This window comes from Pseudofrankia saprophytica, assembly GCF_000235425.2.
In the GTDB taxonomy this organism is placed as follows: domain Bacteria; phylum Actinomycetota; class Actinomycetes; order Frankiales; family Frankiaceae; genus Pseudofrankia; species Pseudofrankia saprophytica.
Map to the genome: position 1 here is coordinate 913,052 of NZ_KI912267.1, position 24,585 is coordinate 937,636.

A 24,585-nucleotide genomic window follows, 5' to 3' on the forward strand; every position below is an offset into this window, starting at 1 on the left:
CATGGATCTTCACGGACAGACTGCCCTGGTGACCGGCGGGTCGACCGGCATCGGCGTCGCCTTCGCGCACGAGCTCGCCTCCCGTGGCGCCGACATCGTGCTGGTAGCCCGCAGCGAGGACAAGCTCCGGGCGAACGCGGCTGAGATCACGCGACGCCACGGGGTGCACACCGAGGTGATCGCCATCGACCTCGAACAGCCCGGCGCCGTCGACGAGATCGCCAGGCGGCTGGATGCCGTCGACCGGCCGGTCCACGTCCTCGTCAACAACGCGGGCTTCGCCACCCACGGAGACGTCGCGACGGCCGACCCGGCCCGCCTGACCGCGCAGATACGGCTCAACTGCATCGCCGTGGTGGAGATGACGGCCCGGTTCCTGCCCGCGATGACCGCGCGCGGCGACGGCATCATCATCAACGTCGCGAGCACCGCCGCGTTCCAGCCGATGGCCCACATGGCCGTCTACGGTGCGTCCAAGGCGTTCGTCCTCTCCTTCACCGAAGCCCTGTGGGCGGAGGCCAGGCCGGCCGGCGTCCGCGTGCTGGCGGTGTCCCCCGGCGCCACCGACACCCCGTTCTTCGACGTGGTCGGCGCCGAGGAGGCGTCGGTCGGCCGGCGCCGTACTCCCGCGCAGGTCGTGGCCACCGCCCTGCGTGGTCTCGAGAGGGGCCGCCCGTCCGTCGTCGACGGCACCATGAACAAACTCGTCGCGGGGCTGCCCCGGACGCTGCCCCGGCCCGCCGTGGTCCGGATCGCCGAACGGTCGGTCCGCCCAGGCGACCACTGACGTACAGGCAAACTCACTCATGCTCGAGCTGATCTGATCTGACCGAGTTCCACATCCCGAAAGGCCGTTGCCATGCCCGGCTCCGAGATCTACGAGCGCTTCCTGGCCCTGCACACCCGCCCCGGCGGGCTCGTCATGCCCAACGCCTGGGACGGGCTGTCCGCCCTCCTGCTGGCCGACGCCGGTTTCGAGGCCATCGGGACGTCATCAGTCGCGCTCGCGGCCACCCTGGGCCGCCTCGACGGCCGGCACGCCGTCAGCCGCCAGGAGCACCTCGACCACGCGGCCCTGCTCGCCCGGCTCACCGGGCTGCCCATCAACGGCGACTTCGAGGACGGCTACGGCCAGACGCCGTCCGACGTCGCCGCGACCGTCGAGGCCGCGATCGACGCCGGGATCGCCGGAATCGGCATCGAGGACACCTCAGGCGACCCGGAACAGCCCATCCGTCCCTTCGACCAGGCCGTCGACCGAGTTCGCCACGCCGTCGCCGCGTCCAAGGGCCGCATCGTCATCACCGGCCGGACCGACAACTACCTCAAGGGCCGGCCCGACCTCGACGACACCATCCGCCGCCTCACCGCCTTCGCGGAGGCCGGCGCCGACGTCCTCTACGCGCCGTACCCGCCGGACCTCGCCGCCGTCACCGCCATCGTCACAGCCGTCGCGCCCAGGCCGGTCAACGTCGTCGTCTCCCCCGCGGACAGGACCCTGACCGTCGCCGAGCTCCAGCAGGCCGGCGTGCGGCGGATCAGTCTCGGCGGGGCCCTCTACGCCCATGCCATGGCCGCGCTCCAGCAGTCGGTCACCGCGCTCGCGGCCGGCGACCTCGCCTCGGCCACCACCGGCATGAGCTTCCGCCAGATGTCACGCCTACTCGCCCAGACCAGGGCCTGAGCGGAGGACGACCTGGTCGCGCGGTCCGCAGGCGAGCATGTTGTTCCTGCCCGAATTCGGGCAGGAACGTGGACCTGATGGGGGCGGGTACGCATCGTGGCTCGCATGCCCGTGTCGCTGCCTGGCCGGGTCGACGATCCGGGAAAGGCGGCTACCGGGACAGCAGCACTCCCCCACCCGGGGAGGCGCCCACGCCCGACGCGTAGAGCGCGATGCTGGCGTCGGCGATCTGGTTGACGGCCGTGCCGCGCAGCTGCCGGACGCCCTCGAGCAGATGGGTGATGCCCTGCAGGTAGACCTCGGCGAGGTTTCCCCCGTGGGTGTTGACCGGCAGGCGGCCCTCCCGGCGGATGCCGCCGTCGGCGACGAACGGGCCGCCCTCGCCGATGTCGCAGAAGCCCCAGTCTTCGAGGCTCATGATGACCGACGGGGTGAACCCGTCGTAGAACAGCGCGACGTCGACGTCGTCGGGTCCCAGGCCGGCGCGCGCATAGAGGTCGCGGGCGGCGCGGCGGTGGCCGGTGCTGACGTAGTCCTCGTCGATGGTGTTGAACGACGCGGTGGCCCACTTGTACTCGCCCGTCGTCGCGACGGCGCGAATGCTCACCGGCGGGTGGCGCAGGTCCCGGGCGCGTTCGGGGGTGGTGACGATGAGCGCGGCGGCGCCGTCGGACTCCATGCAGCAGTCCAACAGCCGGAGCGGGTCGCAGACCAGTCGGGAGGCGTGATGCTCCTCGACGGTGATCTCCTCGCGGAACCGCGCGTCGGGGTTGTGCACGGCGTTGCGCCGCGCGTTGATCGTGACCTCGGCGAACTGGTCGGTGGTGGTGCCGTAGAGCGCCATGTGCCGGCGCGCCTTCATCGCGTAGATGGCCGCCGGGAGCGCCATCCCGAACGGCGCGGTGTACGACGCCGCGAGCGGGATCGCCTGCCCCGGCTGCACGCCGGCGGCCACCGACCGGCCGAGGCGCGCCTGCTGGATGAGCGAACGCACCACCACGACGTAGTCGGCCAGGCCGGTCGCGACGGCGGCGTAGGCGTTGGCCACCGCGCCCGGCACGCCCGATCCACGCCCGCCCCAGACCAGCCCCGAGTACCGGAACTCCTTGGTACCGAGCGCGACGGCGAGGTCGGCCGGCAAGGTCGGATCGTCGCAGTAGCCCGCGAAGCCGTCGATGTCAGGGGCGTCGAGCCCGGCGTCGGCGCAGGCGTCGAGGACCGCGTCGAGCGCGATGCGGCCCAGGCCCAGCGGCGCGAGCGAGCCTCGGGTGCCGTAGGCCGAGTGCCCGATCCCCACGACGCACGCCGCGTCCCGGCGGAACTCGCTCATGACAGCCTCCGGAAACAGGGCAGGGCCAGCTCGTCCCCGCCTCCGTCTCGCGCCCCGTCCCCGCCTCCGCCTCCGCCCTTGTCGCCGAAGGCGACCGGCGCGAGCGCGACCCGGTCGCCGACGCGCAGGTCGTCCGGGCTCCAGGCGTCGATCACGTTGCTGAGGATGCGCACGGGGTCTCCCTCGGTGCCCTCGAGGGTGACGACGGCGACGTTGTAGACCGCCGGTTTCTCCGGGGTGCCAGGCCGGGTTCGGTCGGGCACCCAGATGTAGGAGTAGACGGTGCCGGTGCCAGGCAACGTCGACCAGCCCCACTCCACCGAGCCGCAGCGGTAGCAGCCGTCGGTGGGCGGATAGCGGTGCGCGCCGCAGGATGCGCACCGCTGCACGTCAAGGCGCCCGGCCGCGGCCGCGCGCCACATCCCCTCGTTGATCGGTGCCACGACGGGATCGGGCATGCCGGCTGGACGGTTGACGGCATCACTCACCTGTACGTCCGCTCCCAGTCTCTTTCTGATGCCTGTGACGTCAGTCCACGAGGCCGAGCAGGCGCGCCGCGTTGCCACGCATGATCATGCGCACCTCGCGGTCGTCGAGGCCGTCGAGCTTGTCCACCCACTCGATCGCGTGCGCGACGCCCTCCGGGTGCGGGTAGTCCGAGCCGAACAGCACCCGCTCCGGACCGATCGCCCGCACCAGCCCGACGACGTCCTCCTCGTAGAACGGCGAGACGTAGAGGTGCTCCATGAGAACCTCGCTCGGCCGCCCGATCACCTCGCCGCCGGGCCAGTAGCCCTTGCGGCCCATGTGCGCCGCATGGTCGACGTCGTGCAGGAGCGGGACGACCCAGTTGATGCCGCACTCGAGCGCGACGACGGTCAGCCCGGGGAACCGGCCGAACAGGTTGTTGAGGACGTAGGAGGCGAGTGTGTCGGCCACCGGCTTGCCTGCGGTGAGGTACCACTGGAACGGGGTCTGGCCCTGCAGCGGGGGTGTCGCCGCCTCACCGAACTGGACGCCGAGGGTGGCCAGGTAGCGCGGGTCGGTGCTGTGGAACACGAGCTTCACGTTCGCGTCCTGCAGCCGCGACCAGAAGCCGTCGTAGACGGGGTCGACCGGCGAGCGGCCCCAGAGCGGGCCGGGCTTCATGACGACGGCGCGCGCGCCGGCCGCGACGACCCGGTCGATCTCGGCGATGGCCAGCTCGGCGTCCGTCAGCGAGATCATCGGGGCGGTGATGATCCGGTTGTCCCGGTTGAAACCCCACTCCTCGTCGAGCCACCGGTTGTAGGACCGGATGTTCGCGTACAGGGCGGGAATGTCGTCGTGCAGCTCGTTCTCGGCCTGCAGCATCGCGGTGCCGAGCATCAGCCCGGCCTGCACCCGCTCGGCGTCCATCTTCGCCAGCCGGGGGGCGCGCTGCATCATGTCCGGGTAGTCCCAGCCCCGGATGAGTTCGCGGTGGACGAAGCCGTCGGTGCTGTCCGGGTTGTCGAGCATCGTCCGCAGGGAACCGGGCGCGCCGATGTAGTCCGTCTGGATCACCCGCATGTACCGGAACTGCCGGTCGCCGAAGTAGAGCTTGCCGCGGCCCTTCTGGTCGACGCGCACGTTGATGACCCGGTCAGCGAACGACGGCTCGATGAAGCGGCTGAAGCAGTCGTACGGCTCGTAATAGTGATGGTCGGCGTCGATCAGCTGGTAGCCGAGGTCCGGACGGGCGACGACGGTTTCGGTACTCACAGGGATCCTCCCGACTCCGTGGGCCGATGAGCCGGGCTCACAGCGGCCGAACAGCGCGATGCTGGTGGTGATGCTCAGGGGCACGGTCGCCCCGGTAGATCATGATCAGCCTGCTCGCGACCACAACCACGGGACGCCGCGCCGGTCCATGAGAGTAAGCATGTACTCATCTCGCCTTCAAGGCCAAGCCAGGCCGGTTCGTCCCCGGAGCGCCAGAACTCGGCTTCGGGCCGTTGGCCTGTGGTTTCGCGATGACGACCTGCCGGACAAGCCCTCGTTCCGAGCCACTATCCGAACGGGACTGTCGAGCCGGGGGGCGCGAAAGCCGCGACAAGCGTGCGGACCAGGTAGGGGCCGGCGTCAGCGGCGGCCAACCGGTTGGCGTCCACGTCCTCCGCGGCGGCGTGCATGAGCGTGAGCATCACGGTGACGAGCCACGAGCCGGGCAGGTCGTCGCGGAAGACGCCCTCCGCCTGACCGCGCTCCACAAGTTGGCCGACACGCCCGAGGATGCCGTCGTGCACGTCGCGGATGCGCTCGTGCGCCAGCTCACGCGACGCGGCGCCCAGCACGCCACGGTGCTGCTCGATGGTCCGCCACGAGGAGGTCACGAGCGTCGCCAACGCCCCGACCGGGTCACCGGAGAGATCGAGGCCGTCGAACACGGCGTTTGCGTGGCCGATCGTGCGGGCGAGAACGGCTTCGACCAGGTCGGCCCGGGTCTTGAAGTGGCCGTAGAGCGTGATGCGGCCGACGCCGGCCTCGGCCGCGATGTCCGCGATGCTCACGTCCGGGTCGCGCCGCAGGCTACGCGTGGCCGCATCCAGGATCGCCTCCACGTTGCGGCGCGCATCGGCCCGCTGGGCCCGCTGCCCGGTCGAGCCGCTACCGCTCACCGTTGCCCGACCCTCCCAGACGATCATCGATAACCCGTACTCATGGGTTCGAGTTCACGGTAGCGTGCCGAATAACTCGTACAAGCATGTTCAAGTTATGAGGAACCATGCCCCTCAGCCAGCTCTGCGAGAACTGCCACCAACTCATCACGGCCCGAGACGAGCACGACCTCGCGACCATCGCCGAGGCCCACCTCGACACGCATGCCGACGCCGTGATCGCACGGCTCGCGCCCGAACTGATGGACGCGGCTGCGATCGTCGAGGCTCTGACGACCCAGGAGGGGCGCGCCAACCCGTTCCCGCTCTACGAGCGAGCGCTCGAACTCGGCCCGGTCTCGGTCATCGCCGACGGCTGGTATCTGGTTTCCAGCTACGCCGAGGTCAACCGCGTACTGCGCGATTCCCGTTTCGGGATCGCCGAGCCCGACGACGGCTCGACCGAGCACGACGCATTGGCGGCTTTGAACCGGTCGATCCTGCGAGCCAACCCGCCCGAGCACGGCCGGATGCGATCCCTGATCTCCTCGGTGTTCACCCCGCGCCGGGTCGCGGCCCTGCGGCCGGCGATCGAGAACGCGGTCGACCTGCTCCTGGACGGGCTGTCGGGCGCGGGCGCCGCGGGCGCACCCTTCGACTTCATGGAGGAGTTCGCGTTCCAGCTCCCGGTCTCGGTGATCTGCGAGCTGCTCGGCGTACCGTCCTCCGACCGCCACCGGTTCCGGGCGCTGGCCGCGGACCTGACCGTCGCCCTGGAGCTCACGGCCGACCCCGCCGTCCTGGACCCGGCCGGCGCGGCGGCACGGGAGTTGTCCCGCTACTTCCGGGAGCTGATCACCGAGAGCCGCGCCGACCCGGGCGACAACCTCGTCAGTGCCCTGGTCGCCGCCCGCGACGCCGACGATGGCCGGCTTTCCGACGTCGAACTGGTCGCCAACCTGGTCGTCCTCCTGGTCGCGGGATTCGAGACGACCACGAACCTGCTCGGCAACGGCCTCGCGATCCTCTTCGAACGGCCCGGGTTGGCCGCGCGGCTGCGTTCCGGGGACGTCCCGACCGCGGGATTCGTCGAGGAGGTTCTGCGCTACGACTCACCGGTCCAGGCGACCATGCGGGTGGCACGCGCGGATGGCCTGACCGTGGACGGGACACCGGTCCCGAAGGGTGGCCAGCTCCTCCTGCTGATCGGATCGGCCAACCGGGATCCCGACCGCTATCACGACCCCGCCAGCTTCGACCCCATCCGCCCCGGCAGTGCGCCGCTCGCCTTCGGCGCCGGCGCGCACGTCTGCCTTGGCAACAGCCTGGCCCGGCTCGAGGCAGGAACGGCATTCCCCCGGCTACTCGACCGCTTTCCCGACCTGGCGCCCGCTGGAACGCCCACCCGCCGAGACCGCCTCGTCCTGCGCGGCTACGAGATCCTCCCGGTGACCATCACCGCGTGACGAGGCAGGGCGAGCCCGGGACCCGAACCTGACCCAGAGACGTCCTCGATGGGCCAGAAACGTGGCTGCGTCTCCGGTGTCGGCGTCAGGAATCAGCCGGGTCCGTCGCTCGCGGACGCCAACAGCGGCACCACCACATTGCTGACGGGCGTCGGGATGCCATGTGCCCGGCCACGTCGCAGGATGACACCGTTGCGGGTGTTCCATTCGAGCGGCCGGTCGGCTTCACGGTCGGCGAGGATGGAGCTTCCCAGGTCGGCCGGGTTGGCCTGGAAACTGTCGACGATCTCCTGCGGCACCTCGTCGCCCAGGACCGCGCCTTCGGCTCGGGCGACCTCGAGACACTCCCGTAGGTAGTCCAGGGACAACTGGGCGATGTCAGCGCGGCCAAACATGCCGGAACGGCGGCCGCTGAGGGCCATCAGCCCGGCGACCGCGTTCTGAAGCAACTTGCGCCACGCCACGGACGTGAAGTCCACGGCCAGGTGGACCGAGCACTGAGTGCCGCGCAGTGCCTCAAGCACCACGCGGGCCGCCGGTCTGTCCGGCACGGTCAGGCGGGCTTCGCCGCGCAGCCACACCGAACCGTCGGGCCGGACCTGGGCCGGGAACCACACGACAGCGGGCAGTACTGGGCAGTCGGGGACGTGGGGCGCGACGGTCGACTCCTGCTCGACGCCGTTCTGCAGAACGCAGACAATGGTGCCCGGATGGCACAACGCCGCCAACCACGGCGCCGCCGCGTCGACCTGTGTCGACTTGACGGCGAGGAAGACAAGGTCGACCGCCTCTTCGATCTGCGCTGGATCGATCCGCACAGGACCCGGCACGACGACGAGACCTTCGGCATCCTGCAGCACCAGGCGCTCACGAGCCGTGCGGCCACATAGCAGCGGGGTGCGGCCGGCCTTGTGCAGCGCCGCCGCGACCGTGGTGCCGATCGCCCCCGGACCCACAACCGCGACGGTTGGATTCACGGACGTTGTCATCCTTTCTGGATAGTCGATCGCCGCGGGGCCGGTCGAACCCGGCCACGAGGAAGGCCGTCTCGAGCCAGGTGACGGTGTCCCGGCGGTTCCGCCCCGCCCGAAGATCCATCGGGCTGCGATATAACCGAAGCTGGGCGAATCCCACGGCTGCCGACGGGTCGGGGCAATGGGCACGGTGATCCTCACTGGGGGTGGCGTGGTCGAGGTGCCGGCAGGAGTGGCGCCGCTCGACGACTTCGACCCTCGCCGGATCGGGCCCTACGTACTGCTTGGACGGCTGGGCCACGGCGGCATGGGCAGCGTCTACCTGGGGCACCGCGACGACGCCGACCCGAACGGCGGCGGCCCGAACGGCGGCGGCCCGCTCGTCGCGATCAAGGTGATCCGCGGGGACCTGGCGCAGGTTCCCGCGTTCCGTGCCCGCTTCGAGCGGGAGGCCCGGGCAGCGCAGAAGGTCCACCATGCGTTCACGGCCGCGGTGATGGACGTGGATACGGCCGGTAGCCGGCCCTACCTCGTCACCTCCTACATCCAGGGGCCGACGCTGGCAGCCCAGGTTCGTGACGACGGGCCGCTTCCCGCGACGAACCTGGAGTGGCTGGCGGGGGCGATCGCGGGGGCGCTGCGGGCGATCCACGCGGTCGGGGTGATCCACCGGGACCTCAAGCCGGCGAACATCCTGTTGTCGCCCTTCGGCGCCCGAGTGATCGATTTTGGTATCGCCCGCGCGCTTGACGCCACGACGATGGCCACCGAGGGCACGATCGGCACTCCGGCGTTCATGGCACCGGAGCAGGTCCTCGCCCAGGAGGTCACGGCGGCGGCCGACGTCCACGCCTGGGGCGCCGTCCTGGTCTTCGCCGCGACCGGCCACGCCCCGTTCGTCGGCGACACGATTCACACGATCATGCGCCAGGTCGTGGAGGAGACGCCCGACCTCGCCGGTCTTCCCGAGTCGCTGCGTCCGCTCGCCGCTCGCGCCCTGCTGAAGGACCCCGCGGACCGGCCCACCGCCGCGCAGCTCGTCGAGGCGATCCACGACCTCCACGCCGCTACGACGCAGACAGCGCCTCCGGAGCAGGGCTCTGGCCCCGGCACCACCGGGCAGGGCCCGAGTCCCGGCGCGACCATCGAGGCCGATGCGCCGCAGGCCGGGCCGACCGGCGGCGGAGCCGGCCGGGTTGCCAGCACGACCGAGCCGGTCGTCGTTGTCGGCGGAGCCGACCAGGCCGTGGACAACCGGTTCCCGCCGCCGGCTCCTCCACCCTCCAGCCGGCCAACGCACCGCCGCCGCGGGCTCATCACGACGCTCGCCACGGCGCTCGCCGTCGTGATCGCCGTCGTGATCACCTCGGTCGTCCTGACCAGCGGCGGCGGAACCGGCGGCGGCGAGGACGACCCGACGCCCGCGGCCCATTCGCGGGCGACCTCGATCCCGACGGCCACAGGCACCGGTGCCAGCCCTTCGGGCACGGCCTTGCCCTCGCCCTCACCTGAGCCCGCGATCACGACAGCCACGCCCCTCGGCCAGCCCCTGACCGGACCCACCGACTCGGTGACCTCGGCGGTGTTCTCCCCGGACAGCCGCACCCTGGCGGTCGGCAGCGACGACGCCACCGTGCGGCTGTGGGATGTCTCGAACCCGACCCGCCGCAGCCCTCTCGGCCAGCCCCTGACCGGGCCGCCCGGCACCGTGGTGTCGTCCGTGGCGTTCTCCCCGGACGGCCACACACTCGCCGCCGGCGGTGGCGACCGGTTCCACTCGCTGAGCGGTGCGGGCACCGTACGGCTGTGGGACGTGTCGAACCCGGCGAGCCCCAGACCGCTCGGCCAGCTCCCGACGGGCAACGCCGGCTCGGTGTGGTCGGTGGCCTTCTCGCCGGACGGTCACACCCTCGCCGCCGGCAGCGACGACTCCACCGTGCGGCTGTGGGACGTGTCGAACCCGGCGAGCCCCAGGCCGCTCCAGCAGCTCCCGACCAACATCAAGGCCGACGTGGAGTCGGTCGTCTTCTCCCCGGATGGCCGCACGCTCGCCGCCGCGATCGCCATCACGGCCCAGCTATGGGATGTCTCCAATCCGGCGAACCCCACCCATCTCGGCGAGGTGGCCGCGAGCGGCGCCGGCGGGGCGCGAGCGGCGGCGTTCTCCCCGGACAGCCACACGCTCGCCGTCGGCTGGGGCGACGGCGCCGTCCGGTCGTGGAACGTCTCCGACCCGGCGCACCCCACCCAGCTCGGCCAGCCGCTGACCATCCCAGGCGCCAGCGTCACGTCGGTGGCGTTCTCTCCCGACGGCCACGCTCTCGCCGCCGCCACGGTCGGAAGCGGCGGGCACCTGTGGGACATCTCGAACCCGGCGAGCCCCAGGCCCATCGAGTTGTCGCTGGCCGGCTCTCCCATCACCAGGCTTTCCACCGTCGTCTTCTCGCCTGACCGCCGCATCCTGGCGGCCGCCAGCTACGACAACGTAGTGCAGCTGTGGAAACTCAGCTGACTGCGAAGACTTGTTCGGCGGTCAGTCATGCGCAGGTGAGCGGAACCCGCCCCGCTCCTCCTACTGACCGGGCGCAGTGCGGAAAGGCCTTCTTCACCACTTGACGGCACAGGGCGTCAGACCGTCGTCGGCGTGGCGCGGGGCTCGTCGCCGGGGCGCTGGGCCGGAAGCCAGGGGGGCTCCCGTAGCACCGGACGTAGGTAGACGTCCGCGGCGCGGCCCTCAACGCACCGGACCATCGCGCCGTACCCCGCGCGGATGCCATCGAACAGGATGCCGCGGTCGCGGGTGAACCGCCCGACCTTGTGTGATCCCGCCGGGCAGACGACGTCGAGCAGTTGGTAGGCCTGACCTGGCGCCGGAGGGGTGGCGGGATCGAGGATTGCCTGCACACGTTCCTGGTCGCGCTGTGCCTCCAGGAATGCCTTCCCCAGGCCAGAACGCATCTTCTCCAGCCGGCGGGCCGCATACTGCTCCACCGGGCCGACGTCGTCCCGGCGGGAGCCCTCCGGCTTGGTACGGAACACGACGATATGGCTCGCGCCATCCTCAATGGCCGTCAGGACGGGATGGGAGAGCAGCACGCCGCCGTCGAGGAGCAGATCGCCGTGGTAGGGCACGGGCGGACCGCCGACAACTGGGAGGCAGGCAGTTGCCCGGAGGACGGTCTTGAGGTCCTCCTTCGAGGCGAACTCGCTGATAGTCCGTGCCTTGATGTCCGGGATGGACGACACCGTCACGTGCAGCTTCAGGCCGGCGTCGAGCACCGCCTGAAAATCGAGCGGGTTGCGCCGCTCCATAATTTCGTCGATGACGAAGTCCAGTGACATCACCGGCTCACGGCGCAGCACGCGGCGCGGGTCAAAGAAGCCGGGTTCGATGAGGTGGTCGTAGTAGCAGGCAAGTGCCTCCCAGCTGGCGCCGGTGACAAAGTAGGCACCATTGAGCGCGCCCGCCGAGAACGCGTACACCGCGTCGAGGCCGGCCGTCAGCCCCATGTCGTTGAGGGCGACCATCATCGCGCCGGAGACGATCCCCCGCATCCCGCCGCCCTCGATCGCCAACGCGACACGATGAGGGTCGGTCCGCGATCCCGGGCGGCTGCCGGCGCGGCGGCGTTCGAGAAGGACATCCACTACGGAATTTCCCACGCCTGTCCCCGTCCCCGCGGCACGTCGCGCCGCCATCTTCAGACCTTTTCTGACACGCGCCGCCTCAATTGACCCAGGCGAGACGAGTCCCGCCGCGGTCTCGCCCGGCGGGCGGGCCAGCCAGCAGTTACGAAGAAGTGCGGCCCGAGCCTAGGAGTCCGACACGGCCGCGTCCACCGTGAACCGACCGCAAGTCCCTCAGTCGACCGGCCGGCACCCTTCTGGGCCGGATCGGCGACCCGTACGGCCCGCCGCCGAGTGACCACACGCTAAGGTCTGAACCGTTGTTGGGTTCAACTGACAGCTCCTGTCGGGGGGAGGCTGGTGTTGCGCCGGCTGAAGGTAATAGATGACTAATCCACCGTCGTCAGCACGGCCCAGTCCAGGCAGACCGGGGCGGCAATCGACGCCTCCCCAGGTGAAACCCGGCCCGTTCCAGGACTTCGTCCTGGAACTGTGGAATTTCCGAGAGTCTTGCGGGTCGCCGCCCTTCCGACAGATGGCCAGCTCCGTGTCGGGCACCAGCAAGGACTCGATGCGACGCGTCGTGGGCAGCGGAAAGCTGGAGCCCTTGGCTCGGGTGCTGGAGTTCGTGAAGGCACTCGACGGCGACGAGTCCTACTGGACCAACCGGTGGAACCAGACCAACGCGGCTCTCCTCCGCGAACGCCGACCAGCCGCGCGGAATCCAGGTCCTCCACCCGCGGGCGCGACGGCGACCCCGTCACCGTCCACCTCGTCGCCGGCCACGCCCTCGCCGCCAGGGCCAGGTACACCGCGCCCTGCAATGTCCAGCGCCGCGAACTCCGACCTGGCGTCCGGCCCAGTCGCGCACCCGTCCTCAGCCACGCCGCCAGAGGCGATGTCCACGCCGTCGCCGGCCACGCCCTCGCCGGCCGAGCCGAACGCACCGCCCTCAGCGGTCTACGGGACGCCGAACTCACGCTCCACGACCGACCCGAGCGCTCAGCCGTCCCCGGTGTCGGCGCCGTCCTCGCCCGTGCTGTTCACGCCCTCTCCGGTGGAGACGCACGCTCCGACCTGGAAGCCCGCGACGCCCGACCAGACGCCCGGACCGGACCCGCGCCCAGGCGGCCCACCGACGCCCTCCCCTCCGTGGGTCGAGCCGTCGTCCGAGGCCAGGGAGGTCGCGGACAAACTCGCCAGGACGGTCCTGGGTCAGTGGACGAAGGAACTAGATCTTCGGCGGATCTGGGATCCCGCACCTCTTCCCGTCTCCTGGATGGAGGCTCCGCCAGACCTGGTGGAGCGCTGGGAGCACATCGACAGCGCCCTGCGCCAGCTGCGAACGGAAGGGGCGCGAGGGGAACGGCTTGCGGCCGTCGCGCCGCCATGGCTCGCCGGCGGCGACACCCAGATCGCCGACATCTTCAACACGCTTCCGACGCGGCGCCTAGTGGTGCTGGGCGATCCGGGCTCGGGCAAGTCGATCCTGCTCGGCCGCCTGGTCGTCGACCTGCTCAGGGAGCGCCGGCCCGGTGGCGCGGTGCCCGTGATCGTGTCGGCGGCCTCCTGGAACCCGACGGCTCAGGATCTGTGGCCCTGGTTGACCGGCAGGCTGGTCGCCGCGTACCCGGGCCTGGGCCGGCCGATGCCGGGCCAGCACTTCGTCCGGCGTTCACACCGCGTCCGCGAGGTGGACGCGCTGCGCGAAGCGAACCTGCTGGTACCGGTCCTCGACGGCCTCGACGAGATCCCTGGCCGAGTCCAGGCACAGGCCATCGCGAAGATCAACGAGGCGTTGCCCCCCGAGGACGGCATCGTCGTCTCCTGCCGCGTCTCGGAATTCCGCAGCGCCCTGCGCGCGGCGCCCAAGCTACGGAACGCGTTCGGCATCACCCTGCGCGATCTTGAGCCGGACGCTGTCAGGAACTACCTCGAACACGACGCCGGAGACGACCGGTGGGATCCGATCATTCCCGTCCTCGGTGGCAGTTCGCCGGTCGCGCAGGTGCTGCGGGTCCCGCTGTACGTCAGCCTGGCACGCACCATCTACAACCCCCATTCCGGAAACCTCGGGGCTGGCGCGGCCGGGCGGCCGACTGGCGTGGGCCGGAGTCCGGGTGAGGCGCCTCGCGGAGGCCTGCCGGACCCGGAGGAGCTCCTCGACGAGGAACGCTTCCAGACGCCGGACAAGGTGAAGGACCATCTCTTCCGCGCCTTCATCCCGGCGGCCTATCGCCGCACGACACCATCGCCGGGCCCGCGGGGCCCGACGCCGGCCGGCAGATGGTCCCGACGCATAGGCGGCCCCGGGCGTTATACAGCCGAGCAGGCCGAACGGTGGCTGACCTATCTCGCCAGGCACCTGAAGCGCAACGCGGACAACGTGACCGACCTGGACTGGTGGGATATCCGGCGAGCTGTGCCGCGGCCGCTGGCCGGGGCTGTCGTGGGTGCCATCTGCGGTCTCGCCACAGGGCTCGTCGCCCTCACCGACCCTCGGCTCGGCGTCGGCCTGGGAGTGGGGATGCTCACGGCGCTGGCCGTAGCCCTCCCTGTGCGGTTTCTCGCCGATCGGCGCCGCTCCGAGGCGGCTGGGAGCCACCCAAACGGGCGGATCCCGCTGCGGAAGGACCGCACACTGGCCAGCAGCCTCGTCTGTGGCGTCGTGGGCGGCCTGGCCGGCGGAGTCCTCGGCGGCGCCGCCAGCATGGTCGGCATAGGCACGGCATCCGGACTGCTCAGCGCGACCGCCGGGGCTCTCGCGGTCGGCCTTGGGATCGGCGCGAGCGGCGGGCGGCTGGGCGGTGCGCTGGGTGCAACGGCGGGAGGGTGCGCCACCGCGCTCACGGCGGGTGTCGGTCAGGGCGTGCTCCCCGCGATCATCGACGGGCTCGCGATCGCGCTGGGCGCCGGGTTCGCGGTCGGGGTCGGCGGGGCCGATGAGCCCGCCGAGAAGCTGCGCTGGTCCTCGGCTGGCCTTGTGGGCGGCCTCGCCATCGGGGCGGGTGTCGGGGTGGGCGCCGTCCTGGGGCTCGGTGCGAGCCTGTTCAACGGCCTCATCGCCGGCCTGACGGCTGGCGTCGCGGCCGGCCTGGCGACGGGGATGCGCGGCGCGGCACCCACGGATCTGACGTTGGCGGCCGGGCCCAGGACGCTGTATGCCCGTGACCGGAAGACCTTCGCGGTCGTCACGACCATCTTCGGCGTCACCATGGTCTTCGGCACCTATGTGCCTGAGGGCTACAACGTGAGCCTCGGCGCCGCCTTCGCGGGCGCCCTGACCATAGGGCTCACCGGCGGCTTCCTCCATGCCTGCTGGGGGACGTTCGCGATCGCGCGTGCCTGGCTCGCGATACGCGGCGAGCTTCCTTGGGACCTGATGGGATTCCTCACCGACGCCCACGAGCAGCGAGGCGTGCTGCGCCAGGCCGGCGCCCATTACCAGTACCGTCACGCCGAGCCCCAGCGCCACCTCGCCGAGCGCGCCGACCACTGACCCACGCGCTGGTCGCCGAGCACGCCGGCGGCCGAGCGCGCCCGGGCCGCCCGGCGCATGCCGCCGTCGCCCGCACCCGCGCCGCACACATACGCCCAGGTCGCGTGGCCTCGCGACCGGAGGGCCACGCCAGAGCCGCCGGCGAGCGCGCCCCCCCCACCCCGCGCCGCGGCGTCCGCGTCCGCGTCCGCGCCACCCGAGGTTGGCGCAGGGCGTGCGCCAACCTCGCCCATCAATGTGTGCGCCATTCTGCGTTTGAGCGCGCCATGAGACAACCATTGCCTTTCGCGAACCCACTTCTAACAATTCTGGTCATGCACCACGCCGCCGGCACGTCCCCACCCTGCCCGCACCGGGCAAGAGAAAGGGTGATGACCATGGAAACCTACGACTAAGAGACGGCCGGCGCACCCGACCACTCTGAGAAACGGGGGGCGGGCGGCGCCGGGAGACCCACGTCTTCCGGCGCCGCCCGTGGTCTTCCTGAAGGTCTCGGCTCGGGCAGCGCGACGAAAATCCTCACGAGAAAAAGCCATCCTTTCCTGGACCGCCTCACCATTCTTCCCCCGTCGACCCTTTGTTTAGGAGGAGATGTGGCCGACAACCTCCGGCAGACCCGATATGCCCGTCCGGGCCGGTCCCGGCGCAGGGGCGGGTCGTGGCTCCTTCTCGCGGGCGTTCTCGCCGTCGTCCTGGGCGTGGGCTGGTTCGTCCTCGCGCCAGCCGGCACACCGCCGCCCGCGATCGCCGCGGCACCGCACGCGAGCCGTCTCCTTCCGAACGTCTCAGGGGACCCGCTGGGGCCGCTGCCCGGGTGCGACGGCGAGGTCACGATTCCCGCCATCCTGCTGTTCGACCTGGACTCGGCGCGGCTCCGTCCCGAGGCGGGCGCGACGCTGCGCGACTGGGCCAGCGCCCACCAGTGCGGCGACCGCCCCATCACGGTGAGCGGCTACGCGGACGGGCTTGGCGACGACAACCCCGGCTACCTGCTCGATCTGTCCCGGCAGCGGGCATCCGCCGTCGCCGACGCGCTCGTCGACGGCGGCCTCGAGCGGGCCCGCATCACCGTGCGGGGCCACGGCGCCGAGGGCGCACCCCCACACATCGCCGCGCCCGAGTTCCGGCGCGTGATCATCAGGATTGGTTGATCGACATGGAAATCACGCGAGGTGCTCGTCCTCTGCGGTCGGCCGTCGGCCTGGCCCTGTCAGCCGTCATCACGCTGACCGGCGTGGGCTGCGCGAGCCACGGCAACACCCACACTGCCGTCGACGACTGCTCGGCGTACCAGGACCCCTACAGCCGGGCGCCGAGCGGAGTGGCGCCCTCCCTCCAGGTGATCGCCGTGGATGTGCCCGACAACGGCGAGGGCATGGAGCAGACGGTGCTCGACGTCACCAAGCCGATCATGGCGGACGCGCTCGAGCACGGGGCCTTCGTCCACCTCCTGACCAGCGGCGGTGTCGACCAGGAGATCAGGACATCGCCCTGCATGGCCGGGATCAACGGCTCCCAGTTCCTCATCGCGTCGGGCTCGCGGGCGCACGACCGGGCGGACTGGACGGACAAGGGAGACGAACTGGCCGTCATCGCGGGCGCCTTCACTCGGGAGCAGCCCGTCTCCCCGCATGGCAGCCTCACCAGGGTTCTCGCGGTCGTCGGTGGCGTCGTGCGCGACGCCCGGGCGTCCGGAAAGGTCGGCGACATCGACGTCACCGTCGTCACCAACCTTCTCGGTAACACCACGGCCGAGGACTGCCTGAGCATGGACAACATGACATTCCGACCCGACATCGCTGAAAAGATTGTGGACCGCTGTTTCACCTCCGGCCAGGTGGGGGCGTTCGACGGTATTCATTCGCTTCGTTTCGCCGGGGTCGGTGGCTACGCGCGCACGACGAATCAGGTACTTCTCGCCGAAAGTGTCGCCGAAGCACTCGGTCCCCGTCTCAGCCCCATGTTCAGGCAGGGAGCACAGTGATGGGCCAGGAAATCGTAGGTGCGTCGCACCCGTCCTCCGCCACGTCGACGATGACCATCGAGGACCACCGCGGGCCCGCCGCGGGGATCCTTTCCGACGACGCAGGCGCCGCCGGACCGCCAGAGGGTCGCTCGGGTCGCCTGCGCGAGCCCTGGGAGCACCACCTCAGGCCGCAGTATCTGCGCAGTCGGCACCCCCTGGCCGCGACCGTCGCCCTCGTCGTCGCCTCGGTCGTGTGCCTCCAGTTCATCGCCTCCGACGCGGTCGAGCGCCTCGCGCTGGGCATGTCCCTGCTTCTGTGCACCGCCGGCGCGACCCTGGCGGGCAACGCGGGCGGGCTCGAGCGTTACCGGACCGCTCTTGCCCGGGTCATCCGAACCAGCCGCGACCTGGAGCAGCGCCGGAAGGCATTGGAACTGCTCCCGCCTCGGTTCGTCGTCCGCCGCCGCAAGGTCGTCGCCGGAGCATGTGTGGCTCTCGGCGCCCTGGCGCTCGTGGTCGCCGCCTGGCGCACCGACGTCCACGACGACGCCTTCGCCCTGGTGATCGCGGCGCTGACGGTGCTCAGCTGCTCGGCGCTGGGCTGGTACCTCGGCTCGCTCATGCGCCCACTCGACTGATCGCCCTTCGTCCTCGGAGGAGGAGCAACTCATGAAACTGCTGTCCCCCAGGCACCGCCTGCGCCCCGAAAAGGTGGCCAAGACCGCACTTCGCGGCATCGAGAGGACTATTGCCAGTCCCGATGCCAGGCCCGGCCTGGTCGACGGGCAACGCGATATCGCTCTGGCCCAGATCGACTCCGGAACGCATCAGCGGACCGGGCCGCATGACGTGAAACGCGCCGAGCTTGACGCCCAGATCAGCAGGAACGCCCGACGTCGAACCGCCAAGCTCGCCGTCATCAGATCGCGACGGGAACAGGCGAACAGGCAGTACGACGCGGAGCGATCCCATGCCGACGACTGGCGGCTAGCCGGACTCGGCTGGCGGTTCACCTCCGTCCGTACCTCCGGATGGCTGCGCGTCCTGCTGCTCATGTTCCTGGCGGCGCTGGACTTCAAGGTGTTCGCCGACGCCTGGGCCTACGTCAACCGCGCCGAGTCGGGCCTGGTGCACTATCTGCTGGGCGGCGGAGTCGGGCTGGGCGTGTTCGTCGTCGGCATGGCGTTGGCCCACGGGCTGAGCCAGGTGTTCCTCGACCGCGCGCAGCGCGGCTTGCTGGAAGACGCCGACGCGGGCCTCGTGCATCTGGACGAGGATCTGCGCCGCCGGCTCGTCCTGGCGCGGCCGGTACTTGGGCGGGTCGTGATCACGGGGGTCATCTTCATGGTTCTCGTGCTGCTCGGGATGCTCGTGCGGATGGGCGCCGACCTGAACAGCGCCGACCGGCCCGCCGTCATCATGCAGGCACTGATCCCGCTCGTCGGCGTGGCGGCCGAGTTCTGGCTGACCGACCCGCTGGACCGTCCGGAGCGCCTCGCCGGCCACAGGGAACGCAGGCTGGCCGGTCCGGGATGGCTCGAGCAGCTGCGCGTCAACGCCCGCACCCGCGAGGAGACGAAGATCGTCGCTATCGCGACGGAGGGTGAAGACGCCAAGAACGTCCAGCGCGCGACCTACGGACACGCTCGTGACCTCGTCTGGGTGGCGCAGACCGACGCCGGTGTCATCGACCTCGAACCGCTTGACGTGCACCAGTCCGGCCCACACCCGTCAGCCATCAGCCGGCCGGAGCCGTGGGCTCGCCGGCACACCGACTAACCCGGCCGGCGGCGACGCCGGAAGGTATGCGCGGCCGGTGGCGCCCAGCGCTGGGTGCGCCACCGGCCCGCGGCCCAGTGACTGACTCGTCGCCGCCGCCCGGGCGACCGTTGCCGACAGGACCTCGGAGCCTAGAAGATGACGCTCACTCAGCCCCTTTCACCGCTCTATCTGACGCTGACCGTGTTGGGGCTCGTGATGTCGGCGCGAATGATCCCCGGGCTCCTGCTCGGCCGTGGGCTGGGCTCGCTGCTTCTGCCACGAGGCCTGCTGCGTGCGTTGGTCCTCCTTCTGGTGTTCGCGGCGCTGACCAGTGTCGCGGTCAGGGCCGCGAGCGACACGGCGATGACTACCAAAACCGACAGAAGTCCACGGCAGATCTACGTCGCCGACAGCAACATCTTCATGAACCGGCCCAAGGGCGCTGCCGCGCCCTGCGTGGCCCTGATCGAGAGCGCCTACCTGGAGAACCCGGCCGTCTACCTGTACATCCACCAGGTGGTGATTCTTCAGGAGGCACTGACGTCCGTGAACGACCCGGACGGGGTTCAGAGGTCGAGGCTCGACTTGGTGGCTGGCTACCGTCGCATCCCGGTCGCCACGCCGCCACCCGCGGGTGATCTGGAAACGGTCTCCAGGATGTTCGACCTCAACGAGCGTTTCAACCTCAATGATCTGACGCTCCTGGAGACCGCCCTCCGGCGCGGAGTCCCTCTCCTGACCACGAATACAAAGATGCGTGGCCAGATCGATGGTCATGCCTCACGGAGGCAGCGGTACGGCGGCGTACGGCTTGTGGACCCCTGCCCCGGCCTTACATAGCCCGCGGGCCGCGGATGCCGGAAATCAATGACTGACGATAGGGCTGACCCACCGGTCCGCGGCCGAAGGTCTTACGAATCCGACCTCGACAGGGCGCTCTGTCGTGCCGTCGAGACACCACCACGCGTGAACGGCGGGACGCCCGCGGGAGACCTCTCTCGTCTCTGGCACCAACCGCCGAACCACGCGTCAATCCGACCCGCCGCGGGGAGACAATGATCAGTAGATGGCCAGTGGTGGCCGCCATCGACTTCGGTACCCACAGCACTGGCTTCGCCTGGACCGAGGTCACCGAGGAGAACCGCGACCCGCGCCACCGCCGCCCGCTCGCCCGGTTCACCTGGCCGGGGGCACCGCACGGCGCGAACTTCCCCAAGGACCTGTCCGCGCTACTCCTGGGCGCGAACGGCGAGGTAGTCGCCTGGGGGCATGAGGCGAGGCGAGAGTGGGTCGACCGGGTGGAGACCGGCCACCACGGCCACGCCTACATCACCGGGTTGAAGATGGCCCTCAAGGCAGATGCCTACCACGGCCCCAGGCAACCAGGAACCGGCGCCTGGACCGTTGACACCCCGGCAGCGGCGTTTCCCCTTGTCGTCGCCTCGCTGCGCCGGATGTTCCAGCTCGCACTCGACGACATCCAGAAATGCGGATATCGCGAGGACCAGATCCGCTGGTGCCTGACCGTCCCGGCGATCTGGGACGACGCGGAGAAGCAACTCATGCGCGACGCCGCGCGCGCGGCGGGTATGCCAGCCGACCAGGAGCGTCTGCTGTTCGCGATCGAGCCCGAGGTGGCCGCGCTGCACTGCCAGATCCATCTGGCAAGAGTGTTCGGCACCCCGGACGAAACGGCCGACGTCACCGACATCGGCAGTCGTTTCCTGGTGGTCGACTGCGGCGGCGGTACCGTCGACATCACCTCCTACCGGGTGGACACCAGCCCCGACGGACAACCTCAACTCAGCCAGTTGAGCCGGGCGACCGGGGGCAGGCTCGGTTCCGAGTACATCGACGAGGAGTTCGTCAACAAGGTGCTTGTTAACCGCCTCGGCGGCTTGGAGGTGATCGACCGGATCCGCGCCCGATCCCCGCGAGCGCTGCTCGAGATCCTCCAGGCATGGGAGGGGGTCAAAAACTCCATGACCGCCCACCTCGACGAATCCAGCGACGGGGTCGTGGTCGATCGCGACGTGCTGCTGCCCCTTCCCGGCGAGGTGCGGGACCTGCTGGACGAGGTCGCGCTGGAACGCATCGCCGCGTTGCCCGGCGGCCGCAACCGGATCCAGGTGTCCGCTGAGGAGACCCGAACGCTGTTTGAGTCCGTCGTCGGGCCCATCGTCGTACTGGTGCGCGACCACCTCGCCGAGATGGTCGCGCACGACGGCCCCGCGACGGCTCCGGAGCACCTGCTGCTTGTCGGCGGCCTGTCCGAGTCGCACTACCTCCAAGCCCGGCTGCTGCGAGAGTTCGGCGACACAGTTCGGATCATCGTGCCCCCACAGCCGTCGGCCGCCGTGCTGTTCGGGGCCGTGCACTTCGGCTATGAGCCGGAGATCATTCGTATGCGGCGCACCCGGTACACCTACGGCTGTGCCTCCGGCCAGCAGTATGACCCGGCGCATGACCCGGTGGACCGATGGTTCCAGGACGACCGCGGGCGCGACATGTGCCGTGGCCGGTTCGACATCTTCGTCCGCAACGGCGATGAGCTCGCGCCTGGCCAGGAGATCACTCACCGGTTCGTGCCGAACTACCGCGCCGAGAAGCGCGCCAGCTTTGGCTTCTACCGGACACAGAGCCGGACACCGCGGTACGTCGACGAGCCCGGCTGCGAAACGATCGGCGAGCTGTCCCTCGAATACGGCGAGGAGATGATGGCCCTGCCCTTCGAGCGGCGTGGGCTGACCGTGCGACTGCGGTTCGGCGAGACCGAGATCCGTGTCATTGGCGCGACTACCGACACGGGCCTAGAAGCGATCATCACCCTGCGGCTCGACACGGCATATTGATCATGTGCGCGAGATCGGTGTCTCGTCAGGAGCCTGCAGGGACCCTGTCGACATGGCGCTGGCGCACTTGCGGATCAGTGACGGCCACACATCATGATCGCCATGCTCGGACAGTTCAGGGTCGCCCGAACCATGTCCGTTTCGATCACCGAATCGTGATCATTGAAGGTCCCGCGAACAGGTGGTGTGTGGGCGTGGCAGGGATCGAACCTGCGACCGCTCGCTTGTAAGGCCGAAGCCTGCGAGCGCTGTCCTGACCAGCCTTTTCGCACCACCCGCGCGAACGAAGACGCAACAGGCGAATTGTCTTCGGATAGGGTAGCAGGTCCCAGCCATCTGTCGCGCGCCGCTCACTCCTGCAAGCAATCGCTTGCAGGAGTGCGCAAGCATCGCTCACTTGCCAGCGCCTCGATGCTCCCTCGGTAGCCCGCACGCACGCGCACCCGCCGTCACGCTGAGTAGCCAGACAAGTCATTGATGGTGTCAGCCGTAGGTCACGCTCCAGCAAGGCGAGTACCGCGCTGGCCGAGGTTCGAGTCAGGTCAGAACGTGAATCGGTCCCATTACAGACGTCAACCGCAGGCGTGAGATGATCGGCACGTGAAGCAGGCTTTCCGCGCATGGTACCCGCTCGATGACGAGGAAAAGAAGGAAATTTACAAGTCAGGGATTGTAGTCCTTGATACGAATGTTCTCCTAGAATTATACCGATTCTCGACCGAAACGCGAGATGAGGTACTTACGGTTCTCGCCAAGGTTCAAGACCGACTCTGGATTCCATATCAAGTCGCGCTCGAATTTCATCGAAACCGGCTCGTGACGATGGGAAACGCGGGGAAAGAGGCGACTGAACTTTTCAGGGAAATCGCCAGCTCCGAGAGCAACGTAATCGAGAAGTTCCGGACAGCTGCAAAGCGGCGCGGGATTCGTGACCTAGACGAGTCGCGAATCGCAGCTAGCTTTGACGCGCTACGTTCGCTTGCCGGCGAGCTTGGGCCACAAGAGCCGTTCGAGCTTCCAGACAGCGCAAGTGATGATGCGATACTGAGCCGAATTACAGACCTGTTCGATGGCAGGGTTGGCCAAGAATTTGACTCTGACCGGCTAGCACGTGAATCAACAACGGGAACCAAGCGCCTGGCCGCCAAGATTCCTCCCGGGTATGCGGATACTAAAGAGAAGGGAGTTGACGCATCGCTAGGTGACTACTTTGCGTGGCGTCAGATCCTCGATGAAGTCCAGCGTGAGCCACGCAGTGTGCTTCTAGTGACGAACGATCAGAAAGAGGACTGGTACCAGAGAATCAAGGGAAAAATCTTGGGTCCCCGACCCGAACTGTCGGCAGAAATCATGAAGGTCGCCGGGGTGCGACTCCATCTTGCTACGACGCAGACGTTCCTAAGTCAGGCAAAAAGATATCTCGATGTATCAGTCAGCGATCGCGCGGTTGATGAAGCAGCAGCGGAGTCCGAGCCTGGAAGGCCCGATTTTGATAGGGTTGTGGCAGACCTCTTAGCAGAAACTGGGCGAGCTCATAGGGGTCCCTCCGCAGGATTGGAGCGATATCGCGCATTTGAGTCTCTATGCATGAACGCTCTGAGGGAACTTGGATGGCTCGCGACATCGACAGGGCGAGGAGACTATGACGCCGAGGTTCCGCTCGCCACACCGGACGGGAATCCGGCGGGGCGCATAATATTTGACTTTTCCACCATAGAGGCCTTCCGGGGAAACTCCGGAGCCAGGGGCCGAGTTGTTCGACTTGAAGAGCGAATGCGGAATATGGTCGACCGGTACCCATATCCGGTCGTCCTCGTGAATCCCGGACCTGATCCGATTACTTTCCAGACACCTCCCAGCGGGAGGTATTCATGCCCTTGGGGCGACTACCCTCGCTTTCAGTCGATTACACTGAGAAATCTCTTGACCGGCTCTTTTGATCTTCCCGTTGAGGGGATCGTTCCAGCCGAGTAATGCTCGCACGATGTGCTAGTAGCCGGGAGTCTTCCCGGCCCACTGCTCGGCCTCATTGATAAGGATGCGGCGCTGGTCTGACCGGTGGGGTAGCGGGTAGCGGCAGGAGTCGGGGCACGTGGCCCCACGCAAGCCATTCGGTGGGCTTCCGCCGCGTGACCGCTACCCGCTACGTCGGGCCATTGTTGCAGCGTGTCGGGGGTAGAGGGTGTAGCGGCGGGTGTAGCGCCGCCGCTACACCCTCGCCCAGCCGCTACAGGCGCCGTGAGACACGAAGGCTCGTCGAGTCGGCAGAGCGGCGCCCCGGACGCGGTGTGGCGATCAAGTGTGAAGTCGTCCGCGTCGTCGCCCGCCACGCGACGGGTGTAAGCCGGCCGATCGCCATGTGGCGGTCGATCGGGCCGCGCGGCGCCGGGAGGTAACGGGTAACCGCTCGTTCGGTCCGGCGCGGGCGCTGGGAGCCGTTTCTGGGCCGCGCTCCGATGATGGGGTTACCCGTTACACCTGGACGTTCATGCAGCTCAGACCACGTGCGGGGTGTAACCGCGTGTGTAACTCGGCGGTTACACCCTTCGCTGGCGGTTACATCGCCGGGCGATGGATTGCGGGGGACGTAGGTGCGCCGGTCCAGCCGTTCCAGGTGTCCGGGACCAGCGCGGCGACGACGGCCGCGAGTACGTCTCGGTCGGATGCGACGTCGTCCGCTGGTCCGTAGACGAGGATGATCGTGGTGTCGCCGAAGATGCCGACGAGCATCGCCCCCTCGGGGAGCGTGGCGACCTGCGCGGCCAGTTCGGCCGCTGTGGTGCCGGGGGCCACCGTAACGGTGGCTAC

19 protein-coding genes are annotated in these 24,585 nt (G+C 69.3%); 12 read left to right on the forward strand and 7 right to left on the reverse strand.

Going from position 1 to position 24,585, the window contains the following annotated elements; translation table 11 throughout:
- The first annotated feature begins 1 nt into the window (after position 1).
- Together FRCN3DRAFT_RS0238345 and FRCN3DRAFT_RS0238350 are read left to right on the forward strand one after the other, a co-directional pair.
- The gene (locus FRCN3DRAFT_RS0238345) at positions 2 to 787 is read left to right on the forward strand and encodes an SDR family NAD(P)-dependent oxidoreductase (RefSeq protein ID WP_007510465.1); all 786 of its coding nucleotides are present in this window, start codon (positions 2 to 4) and stop codon (positions 785 to 787) included.
- 72 nt (positions 788 to 859) lie between these two features.
- Positions 860 to 1,684 carry an isocitrate lyase/PEP mutase family protein gene (locus FRCN3DRAFT_RS0238350; RefSeq protein WP_007510464.1) on the forward strand — a complete coding sequence of 275 codons (825 nt, stop codon included), beginning with the start codon at positions 860 to 862 and terminating at the stop codon, positions 1,682 to 1,684.
- Positions 1,685 to 1,835: 151 nt separating this feature from the next.
- Here FRCN3DRAFT_RS0238350 and FRCN3DRAFT_RS0238355 read toward each other — a convergent pair whose 3' ends face one another.
- The 4 genes from FRCN3DRAFT_RS0238355 to FRCN3DRAFT_RS0238370 form a co-directional block, all read right to left on the reverse strand.
- Complete coding sequence (locus FRCN3DRAFT_RS0238355) at positions 1,836 to 3,014, reverse strand: thiolase C-terminal domain-containing protein (protein ID WP_007510462.1); 1,179 nt, start codon at positions 3,012 to 3,014, stop codon at positions 1,836 to 1,838.
- Positions 3,011 to 3,502, reverse strand: a complete 492-nt coding sequence (locus tag FRCN3DRAFT_RS48315; protein WP_007510460.1) for a Zn-ribbon domain-containing OB-fold protein — start codon at positions 3,500 to 3,502, stop codon at positions 3,011 to 3,013. Before FRCN3DRAFT_RS48315 ends, FRCN3DRAFT_RS0238355 begins: the two co-directional genes overlap by 4 nt.
- 40 nt (positions 3,503 to 3,542) lie before the next feature.
- Positions 3,543 to 4,757 carry an amidohydrolase family protein gene (locus FRCN3DRAFT_RS0238365; protein ID WP_007510458.1) on the reverse strand — a complete coding sequence of 405 codons (1,215 nt, stop codon included), beginning with the start codon at positions 4,755 to 4,757 and terminating at the stop codon, positions 3,543 to 3,545.
- Positions 4,758 to 5,044: 287 nt separating this feature from the next.
- Positions 5,045 to 5,653 (reverse strand): TetR/AcrR family transcriptional regulator, encoded by a 609-nt coding sequence (locus FRCN3DRAFT_RS0238370; RefSeq protein ID WP_027141308.1) that lies wholly within the window; start codon positions 5,651 to 5,653, stop codon positions 5,045 to 5,047.
- Between the two features lie 107 nt (positions 5,654 to 5,760).
- Here FRCN3DRAFT_RS0238370 and FRCN3DRAFT_RS0238375 point away from each other — a divergent pair, with 107 nt between their 5' ends.
- On the forward strand, positions 5,761 to 7,098 hold the full coding sequence (locus FRCN3DRAFT_RS0238375) for a cytochrome P450 (protein ID WP_007510455.1): 1,338 nt from the start codon (positions 5,761 to 5,763) through the stop codon (positions 7,096 to 7,098).
- Positions 7,099 to 7,190: 92 nt separating this feature from the next.
- Here FRCN3DRAFT_RS0238375 and FRCN3DRAFT_RS0238380 read toward each other — a convergent pair whose 3' ends face one another.
- Entirely contained in the window at positions 7,191 to 8,075 is an 885-nt protein-coding gene (locus tag FRCN3DRAFT_RS0238380) for an oxidoreductase (RefSeq protein WP_198536242.1), read from the reverse strand.
- Positions 8,076 to 8,253: 178 nt separating this feature from the next.
- On the opposite strand from FRCN3DRAFT_RS0238380, the gene FRCN3DRAFT_RS48320 reads away from it, so the two are divergent.
- Positions 8,254 to 10,584, forward strand: a complete 2,331-nt coding sequence (locus FRCN3DRAFT_RS48320; protein WP_007510451.1) for a WD40 repeat domain-containing serine/threonine protein kinase — start codon at positions 8,254 to 8,256, stop codon at positions 10,582 to 10,584.
- Between the two features lie 116 nt (positions 10,585 to 10,700).
- On the opposite strand, the gene FRCN3DRAFT_RS48325 is transcribed toward FRCN3DRAFT_RS48320, so the two are convergent.
- Entirely contained in the window at positions 10,701 to 11,771 is a 1,071-nt protein-coding gene (locus FRCN3DRAFT_RS48325) for a patatin-like phospholipase family protein (RefSeq protein WP_083401543.1), read from the reverse strand.
- Positions 11,772 to 12,234: 463 nt separating this feature from the next.
- Between FRCN3DRAFT_RS48325 and FRCN3DRAFT_RS0238400 the strand changes: the two genes are divergently transcribed.
- The 8 genes from FRCN3DRAFT_RS0238400 to FRCN3DRAFT_RS54575 all read left to right on the forward strand — a co-directional run bounded on the left by FRCN3DRAFT_RS0238400 (position 12,235) and on the right by FRCN3DRAFT_RS54575 (position 23,751).
- On the forward strand, positions 12,235 to 15,198 hold the full coding sequence (locus tag FRCN3DRAFT_RS0238400) for an NACHT domain-containing protein (RefSeq protein WP_198536212.1): 2,964 nt from the start codon (positions 12,235 to 12,237) through the stop codon (positions 15,196 to 15,198).
- Between the two features lie 593 nt (positions 15,199 to 15,791).
- The gene (locus tag FRCN3DRAFT_RS50310) at positions 15,792 to 16,349 is read left to right on the forward strand and encodes an OmpA family protein (protein WP_007510446.1); all 558 of its coding nucleotides are present in this window, start codon (positions 15,792 to 15,794) and stop codon (positions 16,347 to 16,349) included.
- A 5-nt stretch (positions 16,350 to 16,354) separates the two neighbouring features.
- Entirely contained in the window at positions 16,355 to 17,182 is an 828-nt protein-coding gene (locus FRCN3DRAFT_RS0238410; RefSeq protein ID WP_007510444.1) for a hypothetical protein, read from the forward strand.
- Positions 17,182 to 17,802, forward strand: a complete 621-nt coding sequence (locus FRCN3DRAFT_RS0238415; RefSeq protein ID WP_007510442.1) for a hypothetical protein — start codon at positions 17,182 to 17,184, stop codon at positions 17,800 to 17,802. Before FRCN3DRAFT_RS0238410 ends, FRCN3DRAFT_RS0238415 begins: the two co-directional genes overlap by 1 nt.
- A gap of 31 nt (positions 17,803 to 17,833) precedes the next feature.
- Positions 17,834 to 18,943 carry a hypothetical protein gene (locus FRCN3DRAFT_RS0238420; protein WP_007510440.1) on the forward strand — a complete coding sequence of 370 codons (1,110 nt, stop codon included), beginning with the start codon at positions 17,834 to 17,836 and terminating at the stop codon, positions 18,941 to 18,943.
- A gap of 138 nt (positions 18,944 to 19,081) precedes the next feature.
- Positions 19,082 to 19,765 (forward strand): hypothetical protein, encoded by a 684-nt coding sequence (locus FRCN3DRAFT_RS0238425; protein WP_007510439.1) that lies wholly within the window; start codon positions 19,082 to 19,084, stop codon positions 19,763 to 19,765.
- 215 nt (positions 19,766 to 19,980) lie between these two features.
- A complete protein-coding gene (locus tag FRCN3DRAFT_RS0238430; RefSeq protein WP_198536213.1) occupies positions 19,981 to 21,777 on the forward strand; it encodes an Hsp70 family protein in 1,797 nt (598 codons plus the stop codon).
- 600 nt (positions 21,778 to 22,377) lie between these two features.
- Positions 22,378 to 23,751 carry a PIN-like domain-containing protein gene (locus FRCN3DRAFT_RS54575; protein ID WP_007510436.1) on the forward strand — a complete coding sequence of 458 codons (1,374 nt, stop codon included), beginning with the start codon at positions 22,378 to 22,380 and terminating at the stop codon, positions 23,749 to 23,751.
- Between the two features lie 582 nt (positions 23,752 to 24,333).
- On the opposite strand, the gene FRCN3DRAFT_RS0238435 is transcribed toward FRCN3DRAFT_RS54575, so the two are convergent.
- Positions 24,334 to 24,570, reverse strand: coding sequence for a hypothetical protein (locus FRCN3DRAFT_RS0238435; protein ID WP_027141315.1), 237 nt, complete (start codon positions 24,568 to 24,570; stop codon positions 24,334 to 24,336).
- Positions 24,571 to 24,585 lie beyond the last annotated feature (15 nt).